We start from the raw sequence: 21459 nt of genomic DNA, 5'->3' as shown, positions 1-21459 counted from the left end.
ACCCGGAGGGGGAAAGGCGCCGTCCGCTGATGAAAACAAGATCAAGCCATGCTGAACAAGCTCTTACCGCGTTGGAAGCAGTCCCGGTCCAGATCGTCCCAGCCGCCATCCGAGCCCAGCACCGTCCGTGGTGCGGCCGTCCATCCGCCCGGCCAGCGCCCCGACGACTCGCTGCTGCAAAGCCTGCTGCGCTGGCTGCCGCGCGAGGCCGAGCCCTGGGGCGACACCCCGGCGCAGGCGCGGGCCCGCTGCGCCCAGCTGCTGCCGCAGCTGCGCGCCGATTTCGAGGCCTCGCTGTGCGATGTGCCAGCCGCCGATGAGTTGCGGCGCAGCATCAAGCGCGGCCGCAGTCTCGATGATTTCTGGCATCTGCGCGGCTGGCTCTACACCGAGGTGGCCCGCGCGCTGAGCCAGCGCGAGGCCGAGCTGCGGCTGGCCCATATCAACCGCCATTTCACCGATCCACTGGACGCCTTCTTCTTCAGCGGCCCGAACCGGCGGCAGTGAGGGCGGCGCCGGCTCAGCGGTTCAGCGCCCCAGATAATCCATCTTGCCCAGGCTGACGCCGGCATGGCGCAGCAGCGCGTAGGTGGTGGTCAGGTGGAAATTGAAATTGGGCAGTGCGAAATGGCGCAGATAGTCCTCGCCATTGAAGCGGTGCGGCTCGCCAGCGCGGGTCGGGATCTCGATCGCGCGCTCCTCGCTGCCGTCCACCAGGGCCGCCGGCACCGAATTCACATAGGCGATGGTCTTGCGGATGCGCTCGATCAGCTCGTCCAGCGTCGCTTCCGTGTCTTCCCCTTTGGGCGCTTGCGGGCCTGACAACCGCGCGATGCAGCCCATGGCGGCGTCGCTGGCGGTCTGGATCTGGCGCGGCAGCGGCAACATATCCGGCGCCAGGCGCAGCGTCATATAGACGCTGGTGTCGAACTTCTTGGCCTCGGCATGGGCTTTGGCGGCTTCAAGCCAGTTCAGCGCGTTGCCAAACATGCGGGTAAAAACCGACGCGCTGGCCGAATGCATCGAAATCGTCATCAGGGGCTCCATGTATCAGGGGTGGCGCGATCGTAACGATTTGGCTCATTCGCTGCAGAGCGGCCGGAGATGCCCGCAAGCCGGGGCAAAATGGGGGCCAGCACACCATGAATATCATCATCCTCGACGACTACCAGGACGCGGTGCGCAAGCTGCGCTGCGCCGCCAAGCTGGACCCGCTGAACGCCAAGGTCTTCACCAACACCGTCAAGGGCATTGGCCAGTTGGCCATCCGCCTGCGCGACGCCGAGGTGCTGGTGCTGATCCGCGAACGCACCCATTTCCCGCGACAGCTGCTCGAGAAGCTGCCCAAGCTCAAGCTGATCGCGCAGACCGGCCGGGTCGGCACCCATATCGATGTCGAGGCCTGCACCCGGCTGGGCATCGCGGTGGCCGAAGGCGTCGGCTCACCGATCGCACCGGCCGAGCTGACCTGGGCCCTGATCATGGCCTCGATGCGGCGTCTGCCGCAGTACATCGGCAATCTCAAGCACGGCGCCTGGCAGCAGTCGGGCCTGAAGAGCGGCTCGATGCCGCCGAACTTCGCGCTGGGCATGGTGCTGCGCGGCAGGACACTGGGCATCTGGGGCTACGGCAAGATCGGCCAGCTGCTGGCCGGCTACGGCCGCGCCTTCGGTATGCAGGTGCAGGTCTGGGGCAGCGAGGCCTCACGGGCCAAGGCGGTGGCCGACGGCTATCTGGCGGCCGAGAGCCGCGAGGCCTTCTTCGAGAGCAGCGATGTGCTGAGCCTGCACCTGCGTCTGTCCGATACCACCCGCAGTCTGGTCAAGCCCGAGGACCTGGCCCGCATGAAGCCGACCGCCCTGCTCGTCAACACCTCGCGCGCCGAGCTGGTGGCCGATGGCGCGCTGGTCTCGGCACTGAACCGCGGCCGGCCCGGCATGGCGGCGGTCGATGTGTTCGAGAGCGAGCCGCCGCTACAGGGACATCCCCTGATGCGGCTGGAGAACGCGGTCTGCACCCCCCATATCGGCTATGTCGAACAGGACAGCTACGAAATGTATTTCGATGCCGCCTTCGACAATGTGCTGAACTTCATCAAGGGCACACCCAGCAACCTGGTCAACCCGGACGCGCTCAAGGTCAAGCGGTGAGCCCAGCGACGCAGCCGGCCTCGCTGGGCGTGCTGTTCTGGGCTTTCAACCGCTTGGCGCTGCAGGGCTTCGGCGGTGTGCTGGCGGTGGCGCAGCGCGAGCTGGTCGAACGCCTGGGCTGGCTCAGCCGCGAGGACTTTGTCGAGATGTTGTCCATCGCCCAGGTGCTGCCCGGCCCCAATGTGGTCAATCTCGCGCTGATGATAGGCGACCGCTTCTTCGGCCTGCGCGGCGCACTGACGGCGCTGGCCGGCATGCTGCTGTTCCCCTCGGTCATCGTGCTGGGCCTGGCTTCGATCTCCGACGCGCTGCTGCAGCACCAGACCATGGCCGGTGCGCTGCGCGGCATGGGCGCGGTGGCGGCCGGCCTGATCATCGCCACCGGAATGAAGCTGCTGCCTTCGCTCAAGCGCAATCCGGTCGGCCGCGCCTGGGCCCTGTTGCTGGCGCTGGCCGCCTTTGGCGCCATCGCGCTGGCGCGCACACCGCTGATCTGGGTGGTGCTGGGCCTGGGCGGCATCGGCATGGGCCTGGCCTGGCGGCGGCTGTCGCGGGGCGATGGGGATGAACGGGCATGAGCGAGCTGAGCCTGGCCCAGTTCGGTGGCTTGTTCTTGCACTTCCTGATGCTGTCGCTGCTGTCCATCGGCGGGGCGATCACGACCGCGCCCGAGATGCATCGCTACCTGGTGGGCCAACAGGGCTGGCTCAGCGACACCCAGTTCACCAGCTCGATTGCGCTGGCCCAGGCCGCGCCGGGGCCCAACATCCTGTTTGTCGCGGTGCTGGGCTGGAATGTGGCCGGCCCGCTGGGTGCGCTGGCGACGATGGCCGGCATCATGCTGCCCTCCACCACCCTGGTGCTGGCCGCCACCCGCTGGGCCCGCGAACACCGGCACACGGTGGGCGTGCGGGCCTTCACCGCCGGCATGGCGCCGCTGACGCTGGGCCTTTTGATCGCCACCGGCTGGCTGCTGGCCGTGCCCTATGTGCGCGATCCCGAGCACCGGGTGGCCACGCTGGCCGTCATCGCGCTGACCGTGCTGCTGACCGTCAAGACCCGCATCAGCCTGGTCTGGCTGGTGCTGGGCGGCGGGGTGCTGGGGGCGCTGGGGATCGTCTGATCAGGCTTCCTTGGTGCCAAAAATCTTGTCGCCGGCATCACCCAGGCCCGGGATGATGTAGCCCTGCTCGTTCAGATGGCTGTCGATCGCGGCGGTCCAGCAGCGCACATCGGGATGGGCCTTGGTCAGCGCGGCAATGCCCTCGGGCGCGGCCACCAGCACCAGGGCGCGGATGTCCTTGGCACCGCGACGCTTGAGCAGGTCGATGGTCGCGATCATCGAGCCGGCGGTGGCCAGCATCGGATCGACGATCAGCGCGGTGCGCTCATCGAGCTGGCCGACGAACTTCTCGAAATAATGCACCGGCTGCAGGGTTTCATGGTCGCGGGCCAGGCCGACGACGCTGATCTTGGCGTTCGGGATCATGTCCAGCACGCCGTCCAGCATGCCCAGGCCGGCCCGCAGAATCGGCACCACGGTGACCTTGCGGCCGGCAATCTGGTCGATCTCGACCGGGCCGCACCAGCCCTCTATCGTCGTCTTCTCCAGCGGGAAATCGGCCGTCGCCTCATAGGCCAGGAGGCGCGCGACCTCGCCGGTCAGCTCGCGGAACTTCTTCGTCGAGGTATCACCCTCGCGCATCAGGCCGATCTTGTGTTTGATCAGGGGGTGGTGGACTTCGATGACGGACATGGCGCTGCTACTTTCGTTGAATGGTCCGATTATCCGCGCTGGCGCAGCGCCTCATACAGGCAGACACCAGCCGCCACCGAGACATTCAGGCTCTCGACCGCGCCCTTCATCGGGATACGCACCAGCTCGTCGCAGGTCTTGGCGGTCAGCTGGCGCAGGCCGTCGCCCTCGGCGCCCAGTACCAGGGCCACCGGTCGCTTCAGGTCGATGTCGTAGATCGACTTCTCGGCCTGGTCCGAGGTGCCGATGATCCAGACATCGCGTTCCTTGAGCTCGTTGAGCGAGCGGGCCAGATTCGTGACCATCAGATAGGGCACGGTCTCGGCCGCGCCGCTGGCCACCTTGGCCACCGTCGCGTTGAGGCCGACCGCATGGTCCTTGGGTGCCAGCACCGCGTGCGCGCCGGCGCCGTCGGCCACGCGCAGGCAGGCGCCCAGGTTGTGCGGATCGGTGACGCCGTCCAGCACCAGCAGCAGCGGCACGACCTCGGCGGCTTCCAAGCCTTCCATCACCTCGTCCAGCGAATGCAGCATCGCCAGCGCGGTGACGCGGGCGACCACGCCCTGGTGGCGGCTGGAACCGGCCAGCTTGGACAGGCGCTCGTCGTCGCTGTCGACGATCTTCAGGCCCGCCTCCTTGGCGCGCTCGACGAACTGGCGCATGCGCTGATCGCGCCGCGTCGCGTCGACATGGACTTCGCTGATTGACTTGGGATGCGTCTTCAGGCGCACGGTTACGGCATGAAAGCCGAACAGAATCTTGTTGCTGGTGCTCATGCCGCCATGGTAACTGCCATCAGCAGGCCGATCAGCAGCGGCTGGTGCAGCATGTAGAAACTCAGCGACCAGCGCCCCAAGGCCGCCAGCGGTGCCAGCACGGCCGGCAGCGCGCCCTGCAACAGGGCCGGCCGCCAGCGCCCTAGCGCGCAGCCCCACAGCATCACGCCGATCCAGGGCAGCAGCGGCACATAGTCCTCGGTGAAGGGCTTGGCGGTGACCAGACCGACCCAGTTCGTCCAGCGGCTGTCGAACACCGGGTGCTGCCAGAGCAGCGGCGCGGCCAGCGCCAGCAGGCCCAGGCCGAAGAGCGCGGCCGGCGGCAGACGCGGCGCCAGCAGCCGCAGGATTAATAACATCAACGCCATGGCGTGCAGCACGCCGAAGCTGATGAAGCTGCGCGGGAACATCAGCCAGGAGCCGGCCGAAACCAGCAGCGCGCAGCCCGCCACCTGGGCCCAGCGGCGCCAGAAACGCGGCCAGCGCTGGCCCTGGGCCAGCGCCACCGACTGGCCCAGCCCGGCGCAGAACAGGAACAGGCTGACAATGGCCGTGCGCTGCCAGGTCCAGAACGGGTCATGCTTGAAATCGGCCGCGATCAGCCCGAAATGATCGAGATCGAAACAGAAGTGAAAGATCGCCATCCAGACGACGGCGGCGCCGCGCAGCGCGTCCAGGCGTTCATAGCGGAGGGCGGGGTCAGGTCTTATCATCAGCGCCGCAGTCTAACGACAAGCCAGCCATGCACCGTCTTCTTCTGACCACCCTGCTCGCCGCGCTGAGCCTCGGCGCCGCCCAGGCCCAGCAGCCTCGCGAGGTCCAGCCGCGCGGCCCGCTGCAGGCAGCCGAGCTCAACCACATCAATGTCTTCAAGAAGGTCGCGCCCTCGGTGGTCCACATCACCACGCTGGGCCTGAGCCGCGATATGTTCTCGATGAATGTCTCCGAGGTGCCGCGCGGCACCGGCAGCGGCTTCATCTGGGACGAGCAAGGCCATATCGTCACCAACTTCCATGTGATCCAGGGCGCCAATGCGGCCCGCATCACGCTCAATGACCAGAGCAGCTACGACGCCGAGCTGGTCGGCGCCTTCGAGGACCGCGACCTGGCCGTGCTGCGCATCAAGGCGCCGCGCGACAAGCTGCCGCCGATCCCGATGGGCGCCAGCCGCGACCTGCTGGTGGGCCAGCAGGTCTATGCGATCGGCAATCCCTTCGGCCTGGACCAGACGCTGACCACCGGCATCGTCTCGGCGCTGAACCGCGAGATCGAATCGGTGACACGGCGCAGCATCCGCGGCGCGATCCAGACCGACGCGGCCATCAACCCCGGCAACTCCGGCGGCCCGCTGCTGGACTCGGCCGGCCGCCTGATCGGTGTCAACACCTCGATCTACAGCCCCAGCGGCGCCAGCGCCGGCATCGGCTTCGCGATTCCGGTCGACGAGGTCAACCGCGTCGTGCCGCGCCTGATCAAGGACGGCCGCTTCATCCGCCCGGCCCTGGGCGTCAGCGCGGCGCCCGAGAACCTGCACCGCGCGCTGAAGCTGCCCAAGGGCGTGGCGCTGCTGCGCGTCGCGCCGGGCAGCCCGGCGGCCAAGGCCGGGCTGCAGGCCTTTGCCCGGGCGCGCGACGGCAGCCTGGTCCAGGGCGATGTGATCACCGCGGTCGGCGAGGTCGCGGTGGCCGATCTCGACGACATGCTCAGCGAGCTGGAGCGCCGCCAGAGCGGCGACACGGTGCGGCTGACGGTCTGGCGCGGCGGCAAGACCCGGGTGCTCAGCGTCGTGCTGGGCAGCTCAGACTGACAGGGCCGCATCGATAGACCGCAGGACCTGGGCGACCTCCAGCGGCTTGGTCAGATAGCCGGAGGCGCCGGCGGCCAGCGCGGCCTCGCGGCGCGCCGGCGTCGCATCGGCCGAGATCACCAGCACCGGCAGACCGGCCAGTTCGCCGCGCTGGCGCAGCCAGTCCAGCAGCTCCAACGCCGAGCCGTCGGGCAGATGCATGTCCAGCAGCAGCAGGGTCGGCCGGCGCTCGGCCAGCTCGCGCCGCGCCTCGGCCAGATCGGCGGCCAGCCGCAGCCTCAGCCCCGGCCGCAGCGCCAGCAACTCGCGCATCAGGCCGGCGTTGACCGCGTTGTCCTCCACATAGAGCAGATCGGCGCTCTGCCCGGACGGCACTGCAGCGCTGAGCAGCGGCAGCGGCCCGAGCTCGGCCGTCTCGGCCAGCGGCAGCCAGAGCGTGAACACCGTGCCCTGCCCGGCCCGGCTGCTGACCGTCAGTCTGCCCTGCATCAGCTGCAGCAGCCGCTGCGTGATCACCAGGCCGATGCCGGTGCCGGGCACCGCCGTGCCCTCCAGCCCGAGTCGATCGAAAGGCCGGAACAGGCGGGCCAGCTGAGCCTCGTCCATGCCGCGGCCATCGTCGCGCACCGCCAGGCCCAGCCAGCCGGGCTCGCCCGGCTCCAGGCTCAGCCAGACCGAGCCGCCGGCGTGGCCGTACTTGATCGCATTGCTGAGCAGATTCAGCAGCACCTGCTGCAGCCGCGTCTTGTCGGCGCGCACGTGGGCCGCGCCGACCAGGTTCGCATGCAGGCTGACGCCGGCGGCCTCGGCCTGCGGGGCCACCAGGCGCAGCGCCGCCTCGGCGGCCTCGCCCAGATCCACCGTCTCCAGGCTCAGCTGCAGACCGCCGCTCTCGATGCGCGAGAGGTCCAGCACATCGTCGATCAGATGCACCAGATGCCAGCCGGCCGTCTCGATGCGGCGCAGCCGTTCCTGCTGGGCCGGCGTCAGCGCCTCCAGCGCCAGCAGCTGTGCATAGCCGAGGATGGCATTCATCGGGGTGCGCAGCTCATGGCTGACGCGCGACAAAAACTCGCTCTTGGCCTGGCTGGCCGCCTCGGCGCCGCGTCGCGCCAGCTCCAGCTCGGCAGCGCGCAGACGCTCGGTCTGGTCGATCGCGACCGCCAGAAAGCCGCTGGCCCGGCCGGCGCCGTCATGCAGGGCCGTGACCGACAGCGAAACCCGCAGCACCGAGCCGTCGGCACGACGGTAACTCCAGTCGCCGAACTCGAAGCGGCCGGCCCGGGCCGCCGCCAGCAAGGCCTCGAAGGCCTGCGCCGGGCTGTCGGCCGGTGTACCGAGCTCGGCCGCGCGGGCCATCACCTCGTCGCCCTCATGCAGGCATAGCGCGCTGCGCAGCCCCACCATCTGCGCCGCCTGATAGCCCAGCATCTTCTCGGCACCACGATTGAAGAGCCGGAACACGCCCCGCTCGTCCACCGACATCACCGCCACCTCGGTGGCCGCGTCCAGCACCGCCTGCAGATCCAGCTGAGCCCGCTTGGCGCGCTGCTCCTGCTCCTGCAGCCGGTCCATCAGCGCGCGCAAGCGCTCCCACAAGGCATAGACCTCCTCGCTGCCCAGATCGCCCGAGGCCTCACCGCCCTGCCCGGCCACCACCGCGTCGGCCAGCGCGACGATGCGGCGATAGCGCGCCGCCTCGCGGTCCGCCAGCCGCAAGGCGGCCCAGACCGCCAAGGCCAGCGACAAGCTCAGCACCACGGCGGCCAGACCGAGCAGGCGCAAGACCGGCCGGTACAGCCGCGCCTGCGGATGGGCCACCAGCACCTGCCAGCCCGAGTCGGCGGCCGGCGCGATCGCGGCCAGCCAACGCTGGCCGGCCAGCTCGAGTTCGCCGCTGCCGGGCCGGCCGTCCAGCGCCGCGCGCACCAGCGGCAGATTCACCAGGCTCTCCTGCCAGTCGGCCAGCTGCTGCTGCGGGTGGACGATGACGCGGCCGCGGCCGTCCAGCACGATGACGATGGCGTCGTCGGCGCGCGCCAGCAGGGCCAGGTCCTTGGAGAGGCCGCCCAGCGCCAGCTCGCCAACCAGCAGGCGCGTGCCGGCACGAGCCGCCAGCACGGCCGTGACACGGCCGGTCAGCGGCGACAAAAAGGTGTCGGACCAGACCGCATGATCGGCGGTGTGCGCACGCTCGAAGAACGGCCGCTGCGACACATCCATGCCGACCAGATCGCTGGCCTGCACGCCGGCGCTGGGCCGCACCTGGGCCTCCTCGATCAGGCCCTGGTAATCGACGCAGTAGACCGCCTCGAACTCCTGGGTCAGATCCAATGCCGGGCCCAGCATGGCCTTGTCGCAGGACCGGGCCGTATCGGCGCGCAGCAGCGCGGCCAGCAGCAGCATGCCGCGCTGCGGCGCGGCCAGCTGGCTGGCGATGCGGCTGCGGGTCTGCATGGCCAGATGCTCGTTCTCCTGCGCCATCGCCCGCACCGCCTCGGGCAGGGTCAGGGCCCCCCACAGCACGGCGAACGCCACCAGCGGCAGCAGGGCCGCGACGATGAATTGCCGCGCCAGCAGGCGGCGTAGGCTGGGTTTCTTCTTCGTCATCGCCGCGATCTCAGGGGCGCAGACCTTGCAGCCGGCCGGCCCGCGCCTCGCTCAGATGCAGGCGCCGGTCGGTATCGCCATGGGCGTCCAGCTGCAGCGGTCCCTGCAACAGCGTCCAGCGCCGGCCCGCCTCGCCGAGCACCTCGCGCAGGCTTTGAGCGCCGGCGCGCGCACGCCAGGCCTGCGCGCCCAGCATCAGCGAGTCATAGCTCTGCACGGCGGCCGTGCCCGGCGGGTCGCCGAAACGGGCCTGATAACGTTTCTTGAAGTCGACAAAGGCCGGCGACTCATCGTCCAGATCGAGCGCCTGCAAGACCAGCGCGCCCTCGATGGCGCGGCCGCCATACTCCAGCAGGGACTTGTTGGCCCCCCAGGGCGAAACGGCCAGCTGCAGCGCGGGCCGGATACGGCGCAGGGCCTGGGCCGTCAGCGCCGCCTCGGGCGCGCTATTGACCAGCACCACGGCCTCGGGCTGTGTGGCCAGCAGGCGCTCGGCCAGCGCCGCATAGTCCAACCCCGGCCCCGACTCATAGCGCAGCTCGGCCGGCGCCGGCGCACCCAGCTCGCGCAGCTGCGCCACCAGGGCCAGCCCGAAGCTCTCGGTGTAGGCACGGTTGCGCATGTCCATCAGCACCGCCACCCGCCGCAGGCCGCGCTGGTAAAGCACCTGGCTGAGCTGGCGCGCGCTCTGCGGCGCATCGGTGGCGATGCGAAAGAAATGGTCCTTGCGGCCGGACAGCTCGTGCGAGGTGGCCGTCGGGCTGATGGCGACCAGCTTCAGCCGCTCCAGCTCGGGCATGGCCGCCACCGCCATCGCGCTGGTCATCGGCCCGACCACCCACTGCGCGCCACGCGCCGCCAGCGACTGCAGCGCCTCGCCGAGCCGCTGCGGCGATTGCTGGTCGTCCTCGACCAGCAGCTCGAAGCGCTGCGCTCCGGCGGCGTTCAGCGTTTCGACGGCCAGCAGTGCGCCGTTGCGCCCCTCCACCGCCAGATCGGCGGCCGAGCCCGACAGGCCGGAGACAAAACCCACCTTGATCGGCGCCCGCGGCCCGCAGGCCCAGAGCAGGCACAGCAACAATCCCAGGGCTGCGATACGCTTCATCGAACCACGATAAGCTTTCACCGCGCGCCCCACAAGCGGGCAAAGCCCTTGCGGCCGCCGCGCCACGGCAAGGCCTTGCGCCGGCAAGGTTGGCGCGAGACTCCTAGACTGGGTGCATGAGTCCTCTGTCCATCCTCGATCTCGCCCCCATCGTCGAAGGCGGCACCGCCGCCCAGGCCCTGCACGACAGCATCGCGCTGGCCCGGCATGGCGAAGCGCTGGGCTATACCCGCTTCTGGGTGGCCGAACACCACAATATGGAGGGCATCGCCAGCTCGGCCACTGCTGTGCTGATCGGCCAGCTGGCCCAGGCCACGCAGACCCTGCGCATAGGCTCCGGCGGCATCATGCTGCCCAACCATGCGCCGCTGACGATTGCCGAGCAGTTCGGCACGCTGGCCACCTTGTTTCCCGACCGCATCGATCTGGGCCTGGGCCGCGCGCCCGGCACCGACGGGCCAACCATGCGGGCGCTGCGCCGCCATCTGAGCACGGCCGCCGAGGACCGTTTCCCCGAGGACGTTCTGGAGCTGCAGGCCTATCTGGGCCCGGCCAAGGAGGGTCAGGTCGTGCGCGCGATCCCCGGCCAGGGCACCGAGGTGCCGATCTGGCTGCTGGGGTCCAGCCTCTACAGCGCCCAGCTGGCCGCCTATCTGGGCCTGCCCTTCGCGTTTGCCTCGCATTTCGCGCCGGACCTGCTGATGCAGGCCCTGGACCTCTACCGCAGCCACTACCGGCCCAGCGCCAAACATCCCAAGCCCTATGCGATGGTGGGGCTCAATGTGGTCGTGGCCGACAGCGATGCCGAGGCGGCCTTTCTCTTCACCTCTCTGCAGCAGCGCTTTCTGGGCATGCAGCGCGGCCAGCGCGGGCTGCTGCCCCGACCGGTTGACGATATGGAGTCGCGCTGGAACGCGGCCGAAAAGGCCAGCGTGGCGCGCATGCTGGCCGAGTCCATCGTCGGCTCGCCGGTCACGGTGCGCGCCGGTCTGCGCGCGACGCAGGAGCGCACCGGTGCCGACGAGTTCATCGTCGCCTGCGCGGTGCACGACCAGGCGGCGCGCCGGCGCTCCTACGAGCTGCTGGCCCAGCTGAGCCGCTAGACGTTCTTCCTCAGAGCTTGAATATCTGCACCGCCTCGACCAGGCGGCCGGCCTGGTGCTTCAGGCTCTCGGCGGCGGCGGCGCTCTGCTCCACCAGCGCGGCGTTCTGCTGCGTGACCTGATCGAGCTGGCCCACAGCATCGCTGACCTGGCCTATGCCCGAGGTCTGCTCGACGGTGGCGGTGCTGATCTCGCCGATCAGATCGGCCACCCGCTTGACCTGGGCCACGATGCCCTCCATCGCCTGGCCGGCATCGCCGACCAGGCGCGTGCCGGTCTCGACCTTCTCGACGCTGTCATTGATCAGGCTCTTGATCTCCTTGGCCGCATTGGCGCTGCGCTGCGCCAGGCTGCGCACCTCGGAGGCGACGACCGCAAAGCCCCGCCCCTGCTCGCCGGCGCGTGCCGCCTCGACGGCGGCATTCAGCGCCAGGATATTGGTCTGGAAGGCGATGCCGTCGATCACGCTGATGATGTCGCTGATGCGCCGGCTGGAGGCGCTGATCTCGTCCATCGTGCCGACCACCCGGGCCACCACCTCGCCGCCCTGCGCGGCCGCCGCGCGGGCCGAGCCGGCCAGGGTGTTGGCCTGCTGGGCGGTGTCGGCGCTGGAGCGCACGGTGCCGGCCAGCTGTTCCATCGACGCGGCCGTCTGCTGCAGATTGCTGGCCTGCTCCTCGGTGCGCTGGCTCAGGTCGGCATTGCCGGTGGCGATCTGGCTGGAGCCGGTGGCGATCGAATCGCTGCTCTGGCGCACGGTGGACACGACCTTGACCAGGCTCTCGTTCATCGCCTTCAGGGCCTGCAGCAACTGGCCGGTCTCGTCCTGGCTGTTCACCTCGATGCGCGAGCTCAGGTCACCGGCGGCCACGGTCTCGGCCAGGCGCACGGCCTGCCGGATCGGCGCGACGATGCTGCGGGTGATGCCGGTGCTCAGCAGCACGCCGATCGCCAGGGCCACCGCGCTGCCGCCCAGGATCAGCCAGCGATTCAGGCTGCGGCTGGCCTCGGCCTCGGCGCTGCGCTGCGCCTGCAGCTCGCGCTCGAGCTTGTCGAACTCGGCATGCACGGCACGAAAGCCATCCATCGCGGCCTTGTCGCCGCCCAGCATGAAGGCGGAGACCAGATCGTCGATGATCTTGCTGCCGGCACGCACCTCCTGGCGCACCGGGAACAGCGCCTCAATGGCGGCCTTGAGCTCCTGCTGGCGCTGCTTCATCAGGTCCAGGCGCCTTTGCTGCTCGGGGTTGTCTGCGGTCAGCTGCTTGGCCTCCGACCAAGCCTTGTCAAAAGACGCCTGGCCGATTTTCCAAGGCTCCAGATAGCGATCCTCGCCGGCCAGCAGATAGCCGCGGCCGCCGGCCTGCATGCTGACCATGGACTGCAGCAGCTTCTCGCCCCGGTCCAGCACCTCGTAGGTGTGGATATTGAGCTTCTCGGCCTCGGCCAGCTTGGCGCCGCTGCCCAGCGCGGTCCAGACTACCAGCAGGAACACGCCGATCACCGCAGCAAAGGCCACGGCCAGACGGCGGCCGATCGACAAATTGGCAAACATCCTCACTCACCACTCCTCTTGATGACCACCCCGGGGCACCATAGCCGCCGGGGTCAGGTCTTGAGCTCCGTCGAGACCACCCCAGGCTATCGGCCGGGGGTGGCGAGTCTTGAGGATGAAAAGCCGCTCAGCCCAGCTGTTTGCGCGCATTGCGGAACATGCGCATCCAGGGGCTGTAGGCGCTCTTGTCGCCCGAGGTCCAGCTCATCTGCACATTGCGGAAGACGCGCTCGGGGTGCGGCATCAGCACGGTGAAGCGACCGTCCGGCGTGGTCACCGAGGTCAGGCCCTCGGGGCTGCCGTTGGGGTTCAGCGGATAAACCTCGGTGGGCGCACCGGCGTGGTCGACATAGCGCATCGCGCGCGCCACCGTCTTCGCATCGCCGCGCTGCGAGAAGTCGGCATAGCCCTCGCCGTGAGCGACCGCGATCGGCAGCCGGCTGCCGGCCATGCCCGTGAAGAACAGGCTGGGACTGTCCAGCACCTCGACCATGGCCAGGCGCGCTTCGAACTGCTCGCTCTTGTTGCGGGTGAACTTGGGCCAGGCCGCAGCACCCGGGATGATGGGCGACAGCGCCGCCATCATCTGGCAGCCGTTGCACACGCCCAGCGCGAAACTGTCGGGGCGCGCGAAGAAGGCCTTGAACTGCTCGGCCAGCAGCGGGTTGAACATGATGGAGCGGGCCCAGCCCTCGCCGGCACCCAGGGTGTCGCCGTAGCTGAAACCACCGCAGGCGACAAAGCCCTTGAACTGATCGAGGCCGACCGCGCCCGCCTGCAGATCGCTCATGTGCACGTCGTAGGTGTCGAAGCCGGCCAGCGCCATCGCATAGCTCATCTCGATATGCGAGTTGACGCCCTGCTCGCGCAGGATGGCCAGCTTGGGCCGCGCGCCGCTGTTGATGAAGGGCGCGGCGACATCCTCCAGCGGATCGAAGCTCAGCTGCAGATGGCGGCCGGGGTCGGCGGCCAGGCCGGCCTGGGCGTGCTCGCTATCGGCACAGGCCGGGTTGTCGCGCAGCTGGCTGATGCGCCAGCTCACCTCGTCCCAGCTCTTGTGCAGGGCCTCCAGTGGCGCGCTGAAAACGGCCTTGGCATCGCGCCAGATCTCGACCTTGCCCGTGCTGTTGGGCTTGCCCACCACATGGCTCAGCTTGGACAGGCCATGGGCGCGCAGCACCTGCATCACCGCATCGCGCTCGGCGGTGGGCACCTGCAGCAGCACGCCCAGCTCCTCGTTGAACAGCGCCTTCAGCGTCAGTTCCTCGCGGCGCGCGCTGACCTGGGCGGCCCAGTTCTTCGCATCGCCCTGATCAGCGCGGCTGTCGTTGACGCCGTCGCTCTCGGTCACCAGCATGTCCACATTCAGGCTGATGCCCATATGGCCGGCAAAAGCCATCTCGCAAGCCGTGGCCCACAGGCCGCCATCACCACGGTCGTGATAGGCCAGCAAGCGCCCTTCGGCGCGCAGCTGATTGACGGCCGCAACCAGGTTCTTCAGCAGCGCCGCATCGTCCAGATCGGGCACCGCGCCGCCGAACTGGTTCAGCGCCTGGGCCAGGATGGAGCCGCCCATGCGGTGCTGGCCCTGGCCCAGGTCCACCAGGATCAGGCTGCTATCACCCACATCCGGGCCGGACTGCAGCTGAGGTGTCAGCGTGGCGCGCACATCGGCGATGCTGGCGAAGGCGGTGATGATCAGCGAGACCGGCGCAGTGACCTGTTTGTCGGCCCCGTCGTTCCACTTCGTGCGCATCGACAGCGAATCCTTGCCGACGGGAATGGAGATGCCCAGCGCCGGGCACAGCTCCATGCCCACCGCCTTGACGGTGTCGAACAGCGCGGCGTCCTCACCGGGTTCGCCGCAGGCGGCCATCCAGTTGGCAGACAGCTTGACGCGCGGGAGCTCGATAGGCGCGGCCAGCAGATTGGTGATGGCCTCGGCCACGGCCATGCGGCCCGAGGCCGGGCCGTTGACGGCGGCCAGCGGCGTGCGCTCGCCCATGCTCATCGCCTCGCCGGCAAAGCCCTTGAAGTCGGCCAGGGTCACGGCGCAATCGGCCACCGGCACCTGCCAGGGGCCGACCATCTGGTCGCGGCTGTTCAGGCCGCCGACCGTGCGGTCGCCGATCGTGATCAGGAAGCGCTTGGAGGCCACGGTCGGGTGGCGCAGCACGTCGACGGCGACCTTGGCCAGATCGACGCCGGTCAGCTCCAGCCGGCCGGCGTCGCGCTCGAGCCGGCTCACCTCGCGGTGCATCTTGGGCGGCTTGCCCAGCAGCACGTCCATCGGCATGTCCACCGCGCGCTGGCCATCGGGCCCGTCTTCCAGGATCAGCTCGCGCGACTCGGTCGTCACGCCCACCACCGCGAAGGGGCAGCGCTCGCGTTCGCACATGCGCTGGAACAGATCCAGGCTGTCAGGTGCGATGGCCAGCACATAGCGCTCCTGGCTCTCGTTGCACCAGATTTCCTTGGGCGCCATGCCGGACTCTTCCAGCGGCACCTTGCGCAGATCGAAGCGCGCGCCGCGGCCGGCGTCATTGACCAGCTCGGGGAAGGCATTCGAGATGCCGCCCGCGCCGACATCGTGGATGGCCAGGATGGGGTTCCCGGCACCGGAGGTGCCTTCGGCACCGTGGCCCAGGCCCCAGCAGTGGTTGATGACCTCCTGCACCCGGCGCTCGATCTCGGGATTGCCACGCTGCACCGAGTCGAAGTCCAGGTCTGCAGTATTGGTGCCGGCCGCCATCGAGCTGGCGGCACTGCCGCCCATGCCGATGCGCATGCCGGGGCCGCCCAGTTGCACCAGCAGGGAGCCGGTGGGGAACTCGATCTTCTGCGTCTGGTCGTCACGAATCGCCCCCAGGCCGCCGGCGATCATGATGGGCTTGTGATAGCCGCGCTGCACGCCGTCCACCTGCTGCTCGTAGACGCGGAAATAGCCGTTCAGATTGGGGCGACCAAACTCGTTGTTGAAGGCCGCGCCGCCCAGCGGGCCTTCGATCATGATCTGCAGCGCGCTGGCGATATGGCTGGGCTTGCCCACCGGGTTTTGCTCCCAGGGCTCGGACAGGCCCGGCAGGTGCAGATTGGAGACCGAGAAGCCGGTCAGGCCGGCCTTGGGCTTGGAGCCGCGGCCGGTGGCGCCTTCGTCGCGGATCTCGCCGCCGGCCCCGGTCGAGGCGCCGGGGAAAGGCGAGATGGCGGTCGGGTGGTTGTGGGTCTCGACCTTCATCAAGACATGGGCCAGTTCCTCACGCGCCTCGTAGCGCGGCGCGCGCTTGTCGCCGGCCGGCATCCAGCGCTCGATGCGGTGGCCTTCCATCACCGAGGCATTGTCCGAATAGGCCTTGACCGTGTGCTGCGGGCTCAGCTTCTCGGTATGGCGGATCATGCTGAACAGGCTCAGCGGCTGCTCGACGCCGTCCACCGTGAACTTGGCATTGAAGATCTTGTGGCGGCAGTGCTCGCTATTGGCCTGCGCGAACATCATCAGCTCGACGTCGCTGGGATTGCGCTGCAGGCCGGTGAAGGCGGTCACCAGATAGTCGATCTCGTCATCGGACAGGGCCAGGCCGAAGTCCTTGTTGGCCGACTCCAGCGCCGCCCGGCCCTGGCCCAGCACATCGACATGGGCCAGCGGCTGCGCGGTCTTTTCGTCGAACAGATGGGCGGCATCCTCGCGGGCCAGCAGCACGCTCTCGGTCATTCGGTCGTGCAGCAGATCGGCACAGGCGATCAGCTCGGCCTGGCTCAGCGTCTTCTCGCTGCCGATCAGTCCCCCCAGCAGGCCGGACTTCAGCACCAGGCGGTACTCGGTGACCCGCTCGACCCGGTGGATGCTATTCAGCCCGCAGTTGTGGGCGATATCGGTGGCCTTGGAGGCCCAGGGGCTGACCGTGCCCAGGCGCGGCGCCACCAGCACCAGGCTGCCTTCGCCGCCGCCCTCATAGGCGTCGCCATAGTTCAGCAGCGCGGCCAGCTTGGCCTGCTCATCGGCGGCCAAGGCCACATCGCTCCAGACCCAGTGCACATGGCGTGCCTGGACCGCGCTGATGCGCGCATTGACGGCCTGCAGCCGAGGCAGCAGCGCCTGGGCCCGGAAAGCGGAAAGAGCGTTGCCGCCCTCGAACGAAAGCAGATGCTTGGTGGAAGCCATGGAATCCCGCAGTGCTAGCCGGACCGAGACGGCCGACCTTCGATGAAGTGCGGGATTCTACCGAGGCTGGCCTGGGTCTTGGACTTGCCGCCCGCAAAGGCGGCAAGTTTCACCAGCCGGTAAGTGAACTCAGCGCTCGGTCTTCATCCTGGCGACGATGCCTTCGATGCGATCCAGCAAGGCGCCCTGGTCCACCGTGGTCAGCTCGCGGCCCTTCAAGACCTGGCGGCCGCCGACCCAGACATCGGAGACATGCTCGCGGCCGGCCACATAGACCAGCTGGGCCTCGGGGTTGTAGACCGGTCGGCATTCCAGCGCGTCCAGCGACACCGCGACGACGTCGGCCAGCTTGCCCACTTCCAGCGACCCCAGGTCGTCGCCCCGGCCCATGGCCTTGGCGGCGCGAATGGTGGCCATCTCCAGCGCGCTGCGTGCCGAGACGGTGGTGGGATTCTGCGTCGAGCCCTTGGCCAGCAAGGCCGCAGCGCGGATCTCGCCGAACATGTCCTGGCGGTTGTTCGACGCTGCGCCGTCGGTGCCCAGAATCGTGTTGACGCCGGCGGCTTCGAGCGCCGTCACCGGGCAGACACCCGAGGCCAGCTTCATATTCGAGTTCGGGTTGTGGACCAGGTGCACCTTCTGCCGCGCCAGCATCGCGATCTCGTCCTCGTTCAGATGGACCATGTGCACGGCCATCATCTTCTCGTTGAGCAGACCCAGCTTGTTCAGGCGCTCCAGCGGCCGCATGCCATATTGTTTCAGGCTGCCATCGACCTCGTCCTGGGTCTCGTGGATATGGCAGTGCATCTGCATGCCATGCTGCTCAGCCAACTGGCGCAGCTTGATGAAGGTCTCGTCCGACACCGTGTAGGGCGCGTGCGGCGCGCTGGTCCAGTCCAGGAGCTTCTCGCCCTTGAACTGCTGGTAAGCGGCCAGGCCCTTGGCGATGTAGTCGTCCGGGCCCGAGGCATAGCCGGTCGGGAAATCGATCACGTTGATCGAGACGCCGGCGCGCAGACCTGAGTCGACGGCGGCGCGCGCCATCGCGGTCGGGAAGAAGTACATATCGTTCAGATAGGTGACGCCGCCGCGCAGCGACTCGGCCGCCGACAGCAGCGAGCCCTGGTAGGTCCAGTCCTCGCTGACCCACTTCTTCTCCAGCGGCCAGATGTGGTTGTTGAGCCAGTCCATCAGCGGCACATCGTCGGCCACGCCACGCAGCAGCGACATCGCCGAATGCGTGTGGCCGTTGATCAGGCCCGGGATCAGCACATGCGAGCCGAGTTCGACCTTGGCCGCATCCGGGTACCGGGTCTCGGCCTCGGCCCAGGGCAGGAGGGCCGCAATGCGCTCGCCCTCCATCACCAGCGCATGCTCATTGAGCACCTCGCTGCCGGGCGCCATCGAGACGATCCAGCGGGCCTTCAGCAGGGTTTGTTGGGCTTGGCTCATGGGTTTCTCCTCAATTGAAGGCTTGGGCAAACAGATTCAGCACGCCGGCCGCATCGACGGCGATGCAGGCCTGCTGCGGCGAGCAGCTGCTCCAGGGCGTCTGCGCACCGGTGGGCTTGTGGAAGTCCTGGATGGTCTGGCCGCGGGCAATGCCCTCGGTGACGACGCGCACCGGGCCGCTGCGCAGGCTGAACAGCTCGGGTGCAATGCAGAAGGCCGCCGCGCTGGCGTCGTGCGAGTAGATGCCGCCGATGCCGTCGCGCTCGTGATAGAAGTCCTGGTAATGGCGGGTCGCGGTCCACAGAAAGTCGCCGACGGCGCCGTCCTTGCCTTGCAGCGCGGCCAGGTACTGATGCTTCATCACCACCTCCTGGGTCACATCCAGGCCGACGATGACGACCGGCCAGTCGGCCGTGAAGACGATGTCGGCCGCCTCGGGGTCATTGATGATATTGGCCTCGGCCACCGGCGTCACATTGCCGCCATGGCCATGAGTGCCGAAGGCGCCGCCCATCACGACGACCTGGCGAACCTTGGCCGTGATCGTCGGGTCATGGCGCAGGGCCAGTGCGATATTGGTCAGCGGGCCGACGGCCAGCAGCGTGATCTCGCCGGGTTCGGCATTGATCAGATCGCAGATCAGCTGATGGGCCGGGCGGGCATCTGCTCGGGCCGGCGAGGCGGGCAATTGCCCGAACATGCCGCCCAGGCCGTCGTCGCCATGCACATGGGCCGGGAAGTCCTGCTCCGCCGGCGTGTGCAGCGGGCCGGCCGCGCCCTGCGCCACCGGCAGGTCCAGGCCGTAGAAGGCCGACAGGCTCAGCGCATTGCGGGTGGTGGTCGCGATGGGGGCGTTGCCGAACACGGTGGTCAGCGCGCGCAACGCGATGGCCGGGTGGCGCGCCAGCAGGTGCAGCGCCATCGCATCGTCGATGCCGGGGTCGGTGTCAAAAATTACGGCAGAGGCTTTCATACTGCAAGCACCAGTTCGGTTGTTCAAAGAGTGATTTCGGCGCGGCGCGGCATCGCCGACTGCACGCCGCTGCGGCTGACCGCAATGGCCGCCGCCGCCTGGCCCAGGCGCACCGCATCGGTCGCGCTCATGCCCTCGGCCAGACCGGCGGCCAGGCCGCCGACAAAGGTGTCGCCGGCACCGACGGTGTCGACCGCCTTGACGACCCGGGCCGGCAGATGCTGGACGCCGGCCGCGCCGCACAGCAGCACGCCTTGCGCGCCCAGCGTCACCAGCACCTGCTGCGGGCCGCGCTGCAGCAGCGCCAGCGCCGCAGCCGCGGCCTCGTCGACGCTGCCGCTGGCCATGCCCGCGAGCTGGCCGGCCTCGGTCTCGTTAACGATCAACCAGTTGCTCAGGGCCAGCAAGGCATCGCCGACCGGCAGCGCCGGTGCCGCGTTCAGAATCGTCGTGACGCCGGTCGCGCGGGCCAGCTCGAAGGCCTGGGTGATGGCCGGCACCGGTACCTCCAGCTGGGCCACGACAACTTTGGCCGACTGCAGCAGCGCGGCACTGGTCTGCACATCGGCCGCGCTGAGCTGGGCATTGCTGCCGGGCACGTAGACGATGGAGTTCTCACCGCCCTCGCTGGCCACCATGATGACGGCGACGCCGGGCAGCGCCGCCGGATCGGCGACCACGCCGGAGGTCGCGATGCCCTCCTCGGCCAGCGCGGCCAGCAGCTCCGCGCCATGCTGGCGCGTGCCGACCCGCGAGACAAATGCCACCGGCGCGCCCAGCCGGGCCGCAGCCACGGCCTGGTTGGCCCCCTTGCCGCCGGGCGCCATCACAAAGGCCTCGCCCATCAGGGTCTCGCCGGGCCCGGGCAGACGCCGGGAATGCGAGACCATGTCCATATTGATGCTGCCTACCACCACCACCTGGGGGGCTGCATTTGCGCGCTGCGTCATGAAACTTCTTCCCTTTGTTTTTTCTCAGCCCAGTCGCTGCGGCGCGGAGGTGCTTTCTCGCACCACCAGACGCGGCGTCAGCAGCACATCCTTCAGCGGCGCCGCCGGGTTCTCGATGCGGTCCACCAGCACCCGGGCCGCTTCGCGGCCCAGCTCCTTGATCGAGCAGCCCACCGTGGTCAGCGCCGGGTAAACAAAGCCGCTGAGCTCGATATCGTCAAAGCCGACGATGGAGAGCTGCTGCGGCACCTTGAGCCCCGATTCGGCGGCCGCGCGAAGCGCACCCAGGGCCATCATGTCATTGCTGGCGAACAGGGCCGTGATACCGGCCTGCGCGCGCAGCAGGCGGCGTGCCGCTTCGTAGCCGCCGGCGCTGCTGAAGTCGCTTTCGATCAGCAGGCCTTCGTCGGGCGTGATGCCGCGATCGAGCTGGGCACGGCGCCAGCCGTCGACCCGCTCCGCAGTCACCTCGAACTCGGCCGGCCCACTGATGCACGCGATGCGGCGGTGACCGAGGTCCAGCAGATGCTTGACCGCCTTGTAGGCGCCGTCAGCATTGTTGACGCTGACCCGATCGGCGCGCGCGCCCGGCACCAGACGGTCCACCGTCACCGAGGGCACGGTGGCCAGCTTGAAGATGCGGGCCAGCGATGCGGCATCGCCGGCCGAGGACAGCAAGAGCCCGTCGATACGTTTTTCCAGCAGGGTGCGCATGGACTGCTGCTGGCGTTTCGGGGCGTTGTCGGAGTTGCACAGGAACACCGAGGAGCCGGCCAGCCGGCAGCAGTCCTCGACGCCACAGACCCGCTCGGCGACGAAGGGATTGTTGACGGTGGGCACCAGCACGCCCACGATCTTGGTCTCGCTTTTGCGCAAAGAGCGCGCCACCGCGCTGGGCAGATAGCCGATCTCCTCGACCGCCGCCAGCACCCGGCGCCGCGCGTCGGCGCTGACCGGCCGGGTGTCGTTCAGCACATGGGAGACGGTGGTGAACGAGACCCCCGCCAGGGCCGCAACATCTTTGATCGTGCTCACAAGGACTCAGTGCTTTCCATCATCA

Annotated in this window: 18 protein-coding genes; 6 read left to right on the top strand and 12 right to left on the bottom strand. The window is 68.8% G+C overall.

Annotated elements, in window-relative coordinates; all coding sequences use genetic code 11:
• The first annotated feature begins 48 nt into the window (after positions 1-48).
• Positions 49-507, top strand: coding sequence for a hypothetical protein (locus PO768_RS01775; RefSeq protein WP_272644634.1), 459 nt, complete (start codon positions 49-51; stop codon positions 505-507).
• A gap of 21 nt (positions 508-528) precedes the next feature.
• On the opposite strand, the gene PO768_RS01770 is transcribed toward PO768_RS01775, so the two are convergent.
• The gene (locus PO768_RS01770; protein ID WP_272644633.1) at positions 529-1035 is read right to left on the bottom strand and encodes a DUF1993 domain-containing protein; all 507 of its coding nucleotides are present in this window, start codon (positions 1033-1035) and stop codon (positions 529-531) included.
• A 107-nt stretch (positions 1036-1142) separates the two neighbouring features.
• Between PO768_RS01770 and PO768_RS01765 the strand changes: the two genes are divergently transcribed.
• Genes PO768_RS01765 through PO768_RS01755 form a run of 3 tightly spaced genes read left to right on the top strand, consistent with a single transcriptional unit; the run spans position 1143 to position 3273 of the window.
• Entirely contained in the window at positions 1143-2150 is a 1008-nt protein-coding gene (locus PO768_RS01765; protein ID WP_272644632.1) for a D-2-hydroxyacid dehydrogenase family protein, read from the top strand.
• A complete protein-coding gene (locus PO768_RS01760) occupies positions 2147-2728 on the top strand; it encodes a chromate transporter (protein WP_272644631.1) in 582 nt (193 codons plus the stop codon). Before PO768_RS01765 ends, PO768_RS01760 begins: the two co-directional genes overlap by 4 nt.
• Positions 2725-3273: a chromate transporter gene (locus PO768_RS01755; RefSeq protein WP_272644630.1), complete on the top strand. Its 549-nt coding sequence runs from the start codon at positions 2725-2727 to the stop codon at positions 3271-3273. The genes PO768_RS01760 and PO768_RS01755 overlap by 4 nt, the downstream gene beginning before the upstream one ends.
• On the opposite strand, the gene upp is transcribed toward PO768_RS01755, so the two are convergent.
• The 3 genes from upp to PO768_RS01740 are packed head-to-tail and all read right to left on the bottom strand — an operon-like array spanning position 3274 to position 5395.
• Entirely contained in the window at positions 3274-3906 is a 633-nt protein-coding gene (gene upp, locus PO768_RS01750) for a uracil phosphoribosyltransferase (protein WP_137940635.1), read from the bottom strand.
• Positions 3907-3935: 29 nt separating this feature from the next.
• Complete coding sequence (gene rlmB, locus PO768_RS01745) at positions 3936-4682, bottom strand: 23S rRNA (guanosine(2251)-2'-O)-methyltransferase RlmB (RefSeq protein WP_137940636.1); 747 nt, start codon at positions 4680-4682, stop codon at positions 3936-3938.
• Positions 4679-5395: a heparan-alpha-glucosaminide N-acetyltransferase gene (locus PO768_RS01740; protein WP_272644629.1), complete on the bottom strand. Its 717-nt coding sequence runs from the start codon at positions 5393-5395 to the stop codon at positions 4679-4681. Before PO768_RS01740 ends, rlmB begins: the two co-directional genes overlap by 4 nt.
• A 29-nt stretch (positions 5396-5424) precedes the next feature.
• On the opposite strand from PO768_RS01740, the gene PO768_RS01735 reads away from it, so the two are divergent.
• Positions 5425-6489: a S1C family serine protease gene (locus PO768_RS01735; protein ID WP_137940638.1), complete on the top strand. Its 1065-nt coding sequence runs from the start codon at positions 5425-5427 to the stop codon at positions 6487-6489.
• On the opposite strand, the gene PO768_RS01730 is transcribed toward PO768_RS01735, so the two are convergent.
• Positions 6481-9099, bottom strand: a complete 2619-nt coding sequence (locus PO768_RS01730; RefSeq protein ID WP_272644628.1) for an ATP-binding protein — start codon at positions 9097-9099, stop codon at positions 6481-6483. The two genes, PO768_RS01735 and PO768_RS01730, sit on opposite strands and share 9 nt — an antisense overlap.
• Positions 9100-9109: 10 nt before the next feature.
• Positions 9110-10204, bottom strand: coding sequence for an ABC transporter substrate-binding protein (locus PO768_RS01725; RefSeq protein ID WP_272644627.1), 1095 nt, complete (start codon positions 10202-10204; stop codon positions 9110-9112).
• A 116-nt stretch (positions 10205-10320) separates the two neighbouring features.
• Here PO768_RS01725 and PO768_RS01720 point away from each other — a divergent pair, with 116 nt between their 5' ends.
• Positions 10321-11307 carry an LLM class flavin-dependent oxidoreductase gene (locus tag PO768_RS01720; RefSeq protein ID WP_272644626.1) on the top strand — a complete coding sequence of 329 codons (987 nt, stop codon included), beginning with the start codon at positions 10321-10323 and terminating at the stop codon, positions 11305-11307.
• Between the two features lie 10 nt (positions 11308-11317).
• On the opposite strand, the gene PO768_RS01715 is transcribed toward PO768_RS01720, so the two are convergent.
• From PO768_RS01715 to PO768_RS01690, 6 genes are all read right to left on the bottom strand, one after another.
• Positions 11318-12862, bottom strand: coding sequence for a methyl-accepting chemotaxis protein (locus PO768_RS01715; protein WP_272644643.1), 1545 nt, complete (start codon positions 12860-12862; stop codon positions 11318-11320).
• Positions 12863-12989: 127 nt separating this feature from the next.
• Positions 12990-17024, bottom strand: a complete 4035-nt coding sequence (gene purL, locus PO768_RS01710) for a phosphoribosylformylglycinamidine synthase (RefSeq protein WP_272644625.1) — start codon at positions 17022-17024, stop codon at positions 12990-12992.
• A 129-nt stretch (positions 17025-17153) separates the two neighbouring features.
• Positions 17154-18476: a TRZ/ATZ family hydrolase gene (locus tag PO768_RS01705; protein WP_272644624.1), complete on the bottom strand. Its 1323-nt coding sequence runs from the start codon at positions 18474-18476 to the stop codon at positions 17154-17156.
• 10 nt (positions 18477-18486) lie between these two features.
• A complete protein-coding gene (locus tag PO768_RS01700; RefSeq protein WP_272644623.1) occupies positions 18487-19449 on the bottom strand; it encodes a nucleoside hydrolase in 963 nt (320 codons plus the stop codon).
• A gap of 23 nt (positions 19450-19472) precedes the next feature.
• The gene (gene rbsK, locus PO768_RS01695) at positions 19473-20399 is read right to left on the bottom strand and encodes a ribokinase (protein ID WP_272644622.1); all 927 of its coding nucleotides are present in this window, start codon (positions 20397-20399) and stop codon (positions 19473-19475) included.
• 24 nt (positions 20400-20423) lie between these two features.
• Positions 20424-21434, bottom strand: coding sequence for a LacI family DNA-binding transcriptional regulator (locus PO768_RS01690; RefSeq protein ID WP_272644621.1), 1011 nt, complete (start codon positions 21432-21434; stop codon positions 20424-20426).
• Positions 21435-21459: the final 25 nt, after the last annotated feature.

This window comes from Paucibacter sp. XJ19-41, assembly GCF_028462495.1.
Taxonomy (GTDB): Bacteria; Pseudomonadota; Gammaproteobacteria; order Burkholderiales; family Burkholderiaceae_C; genus Roseateles_E.
This window is presented reverse-complemented; position numbering and strand designations above follow the sequence as displayed.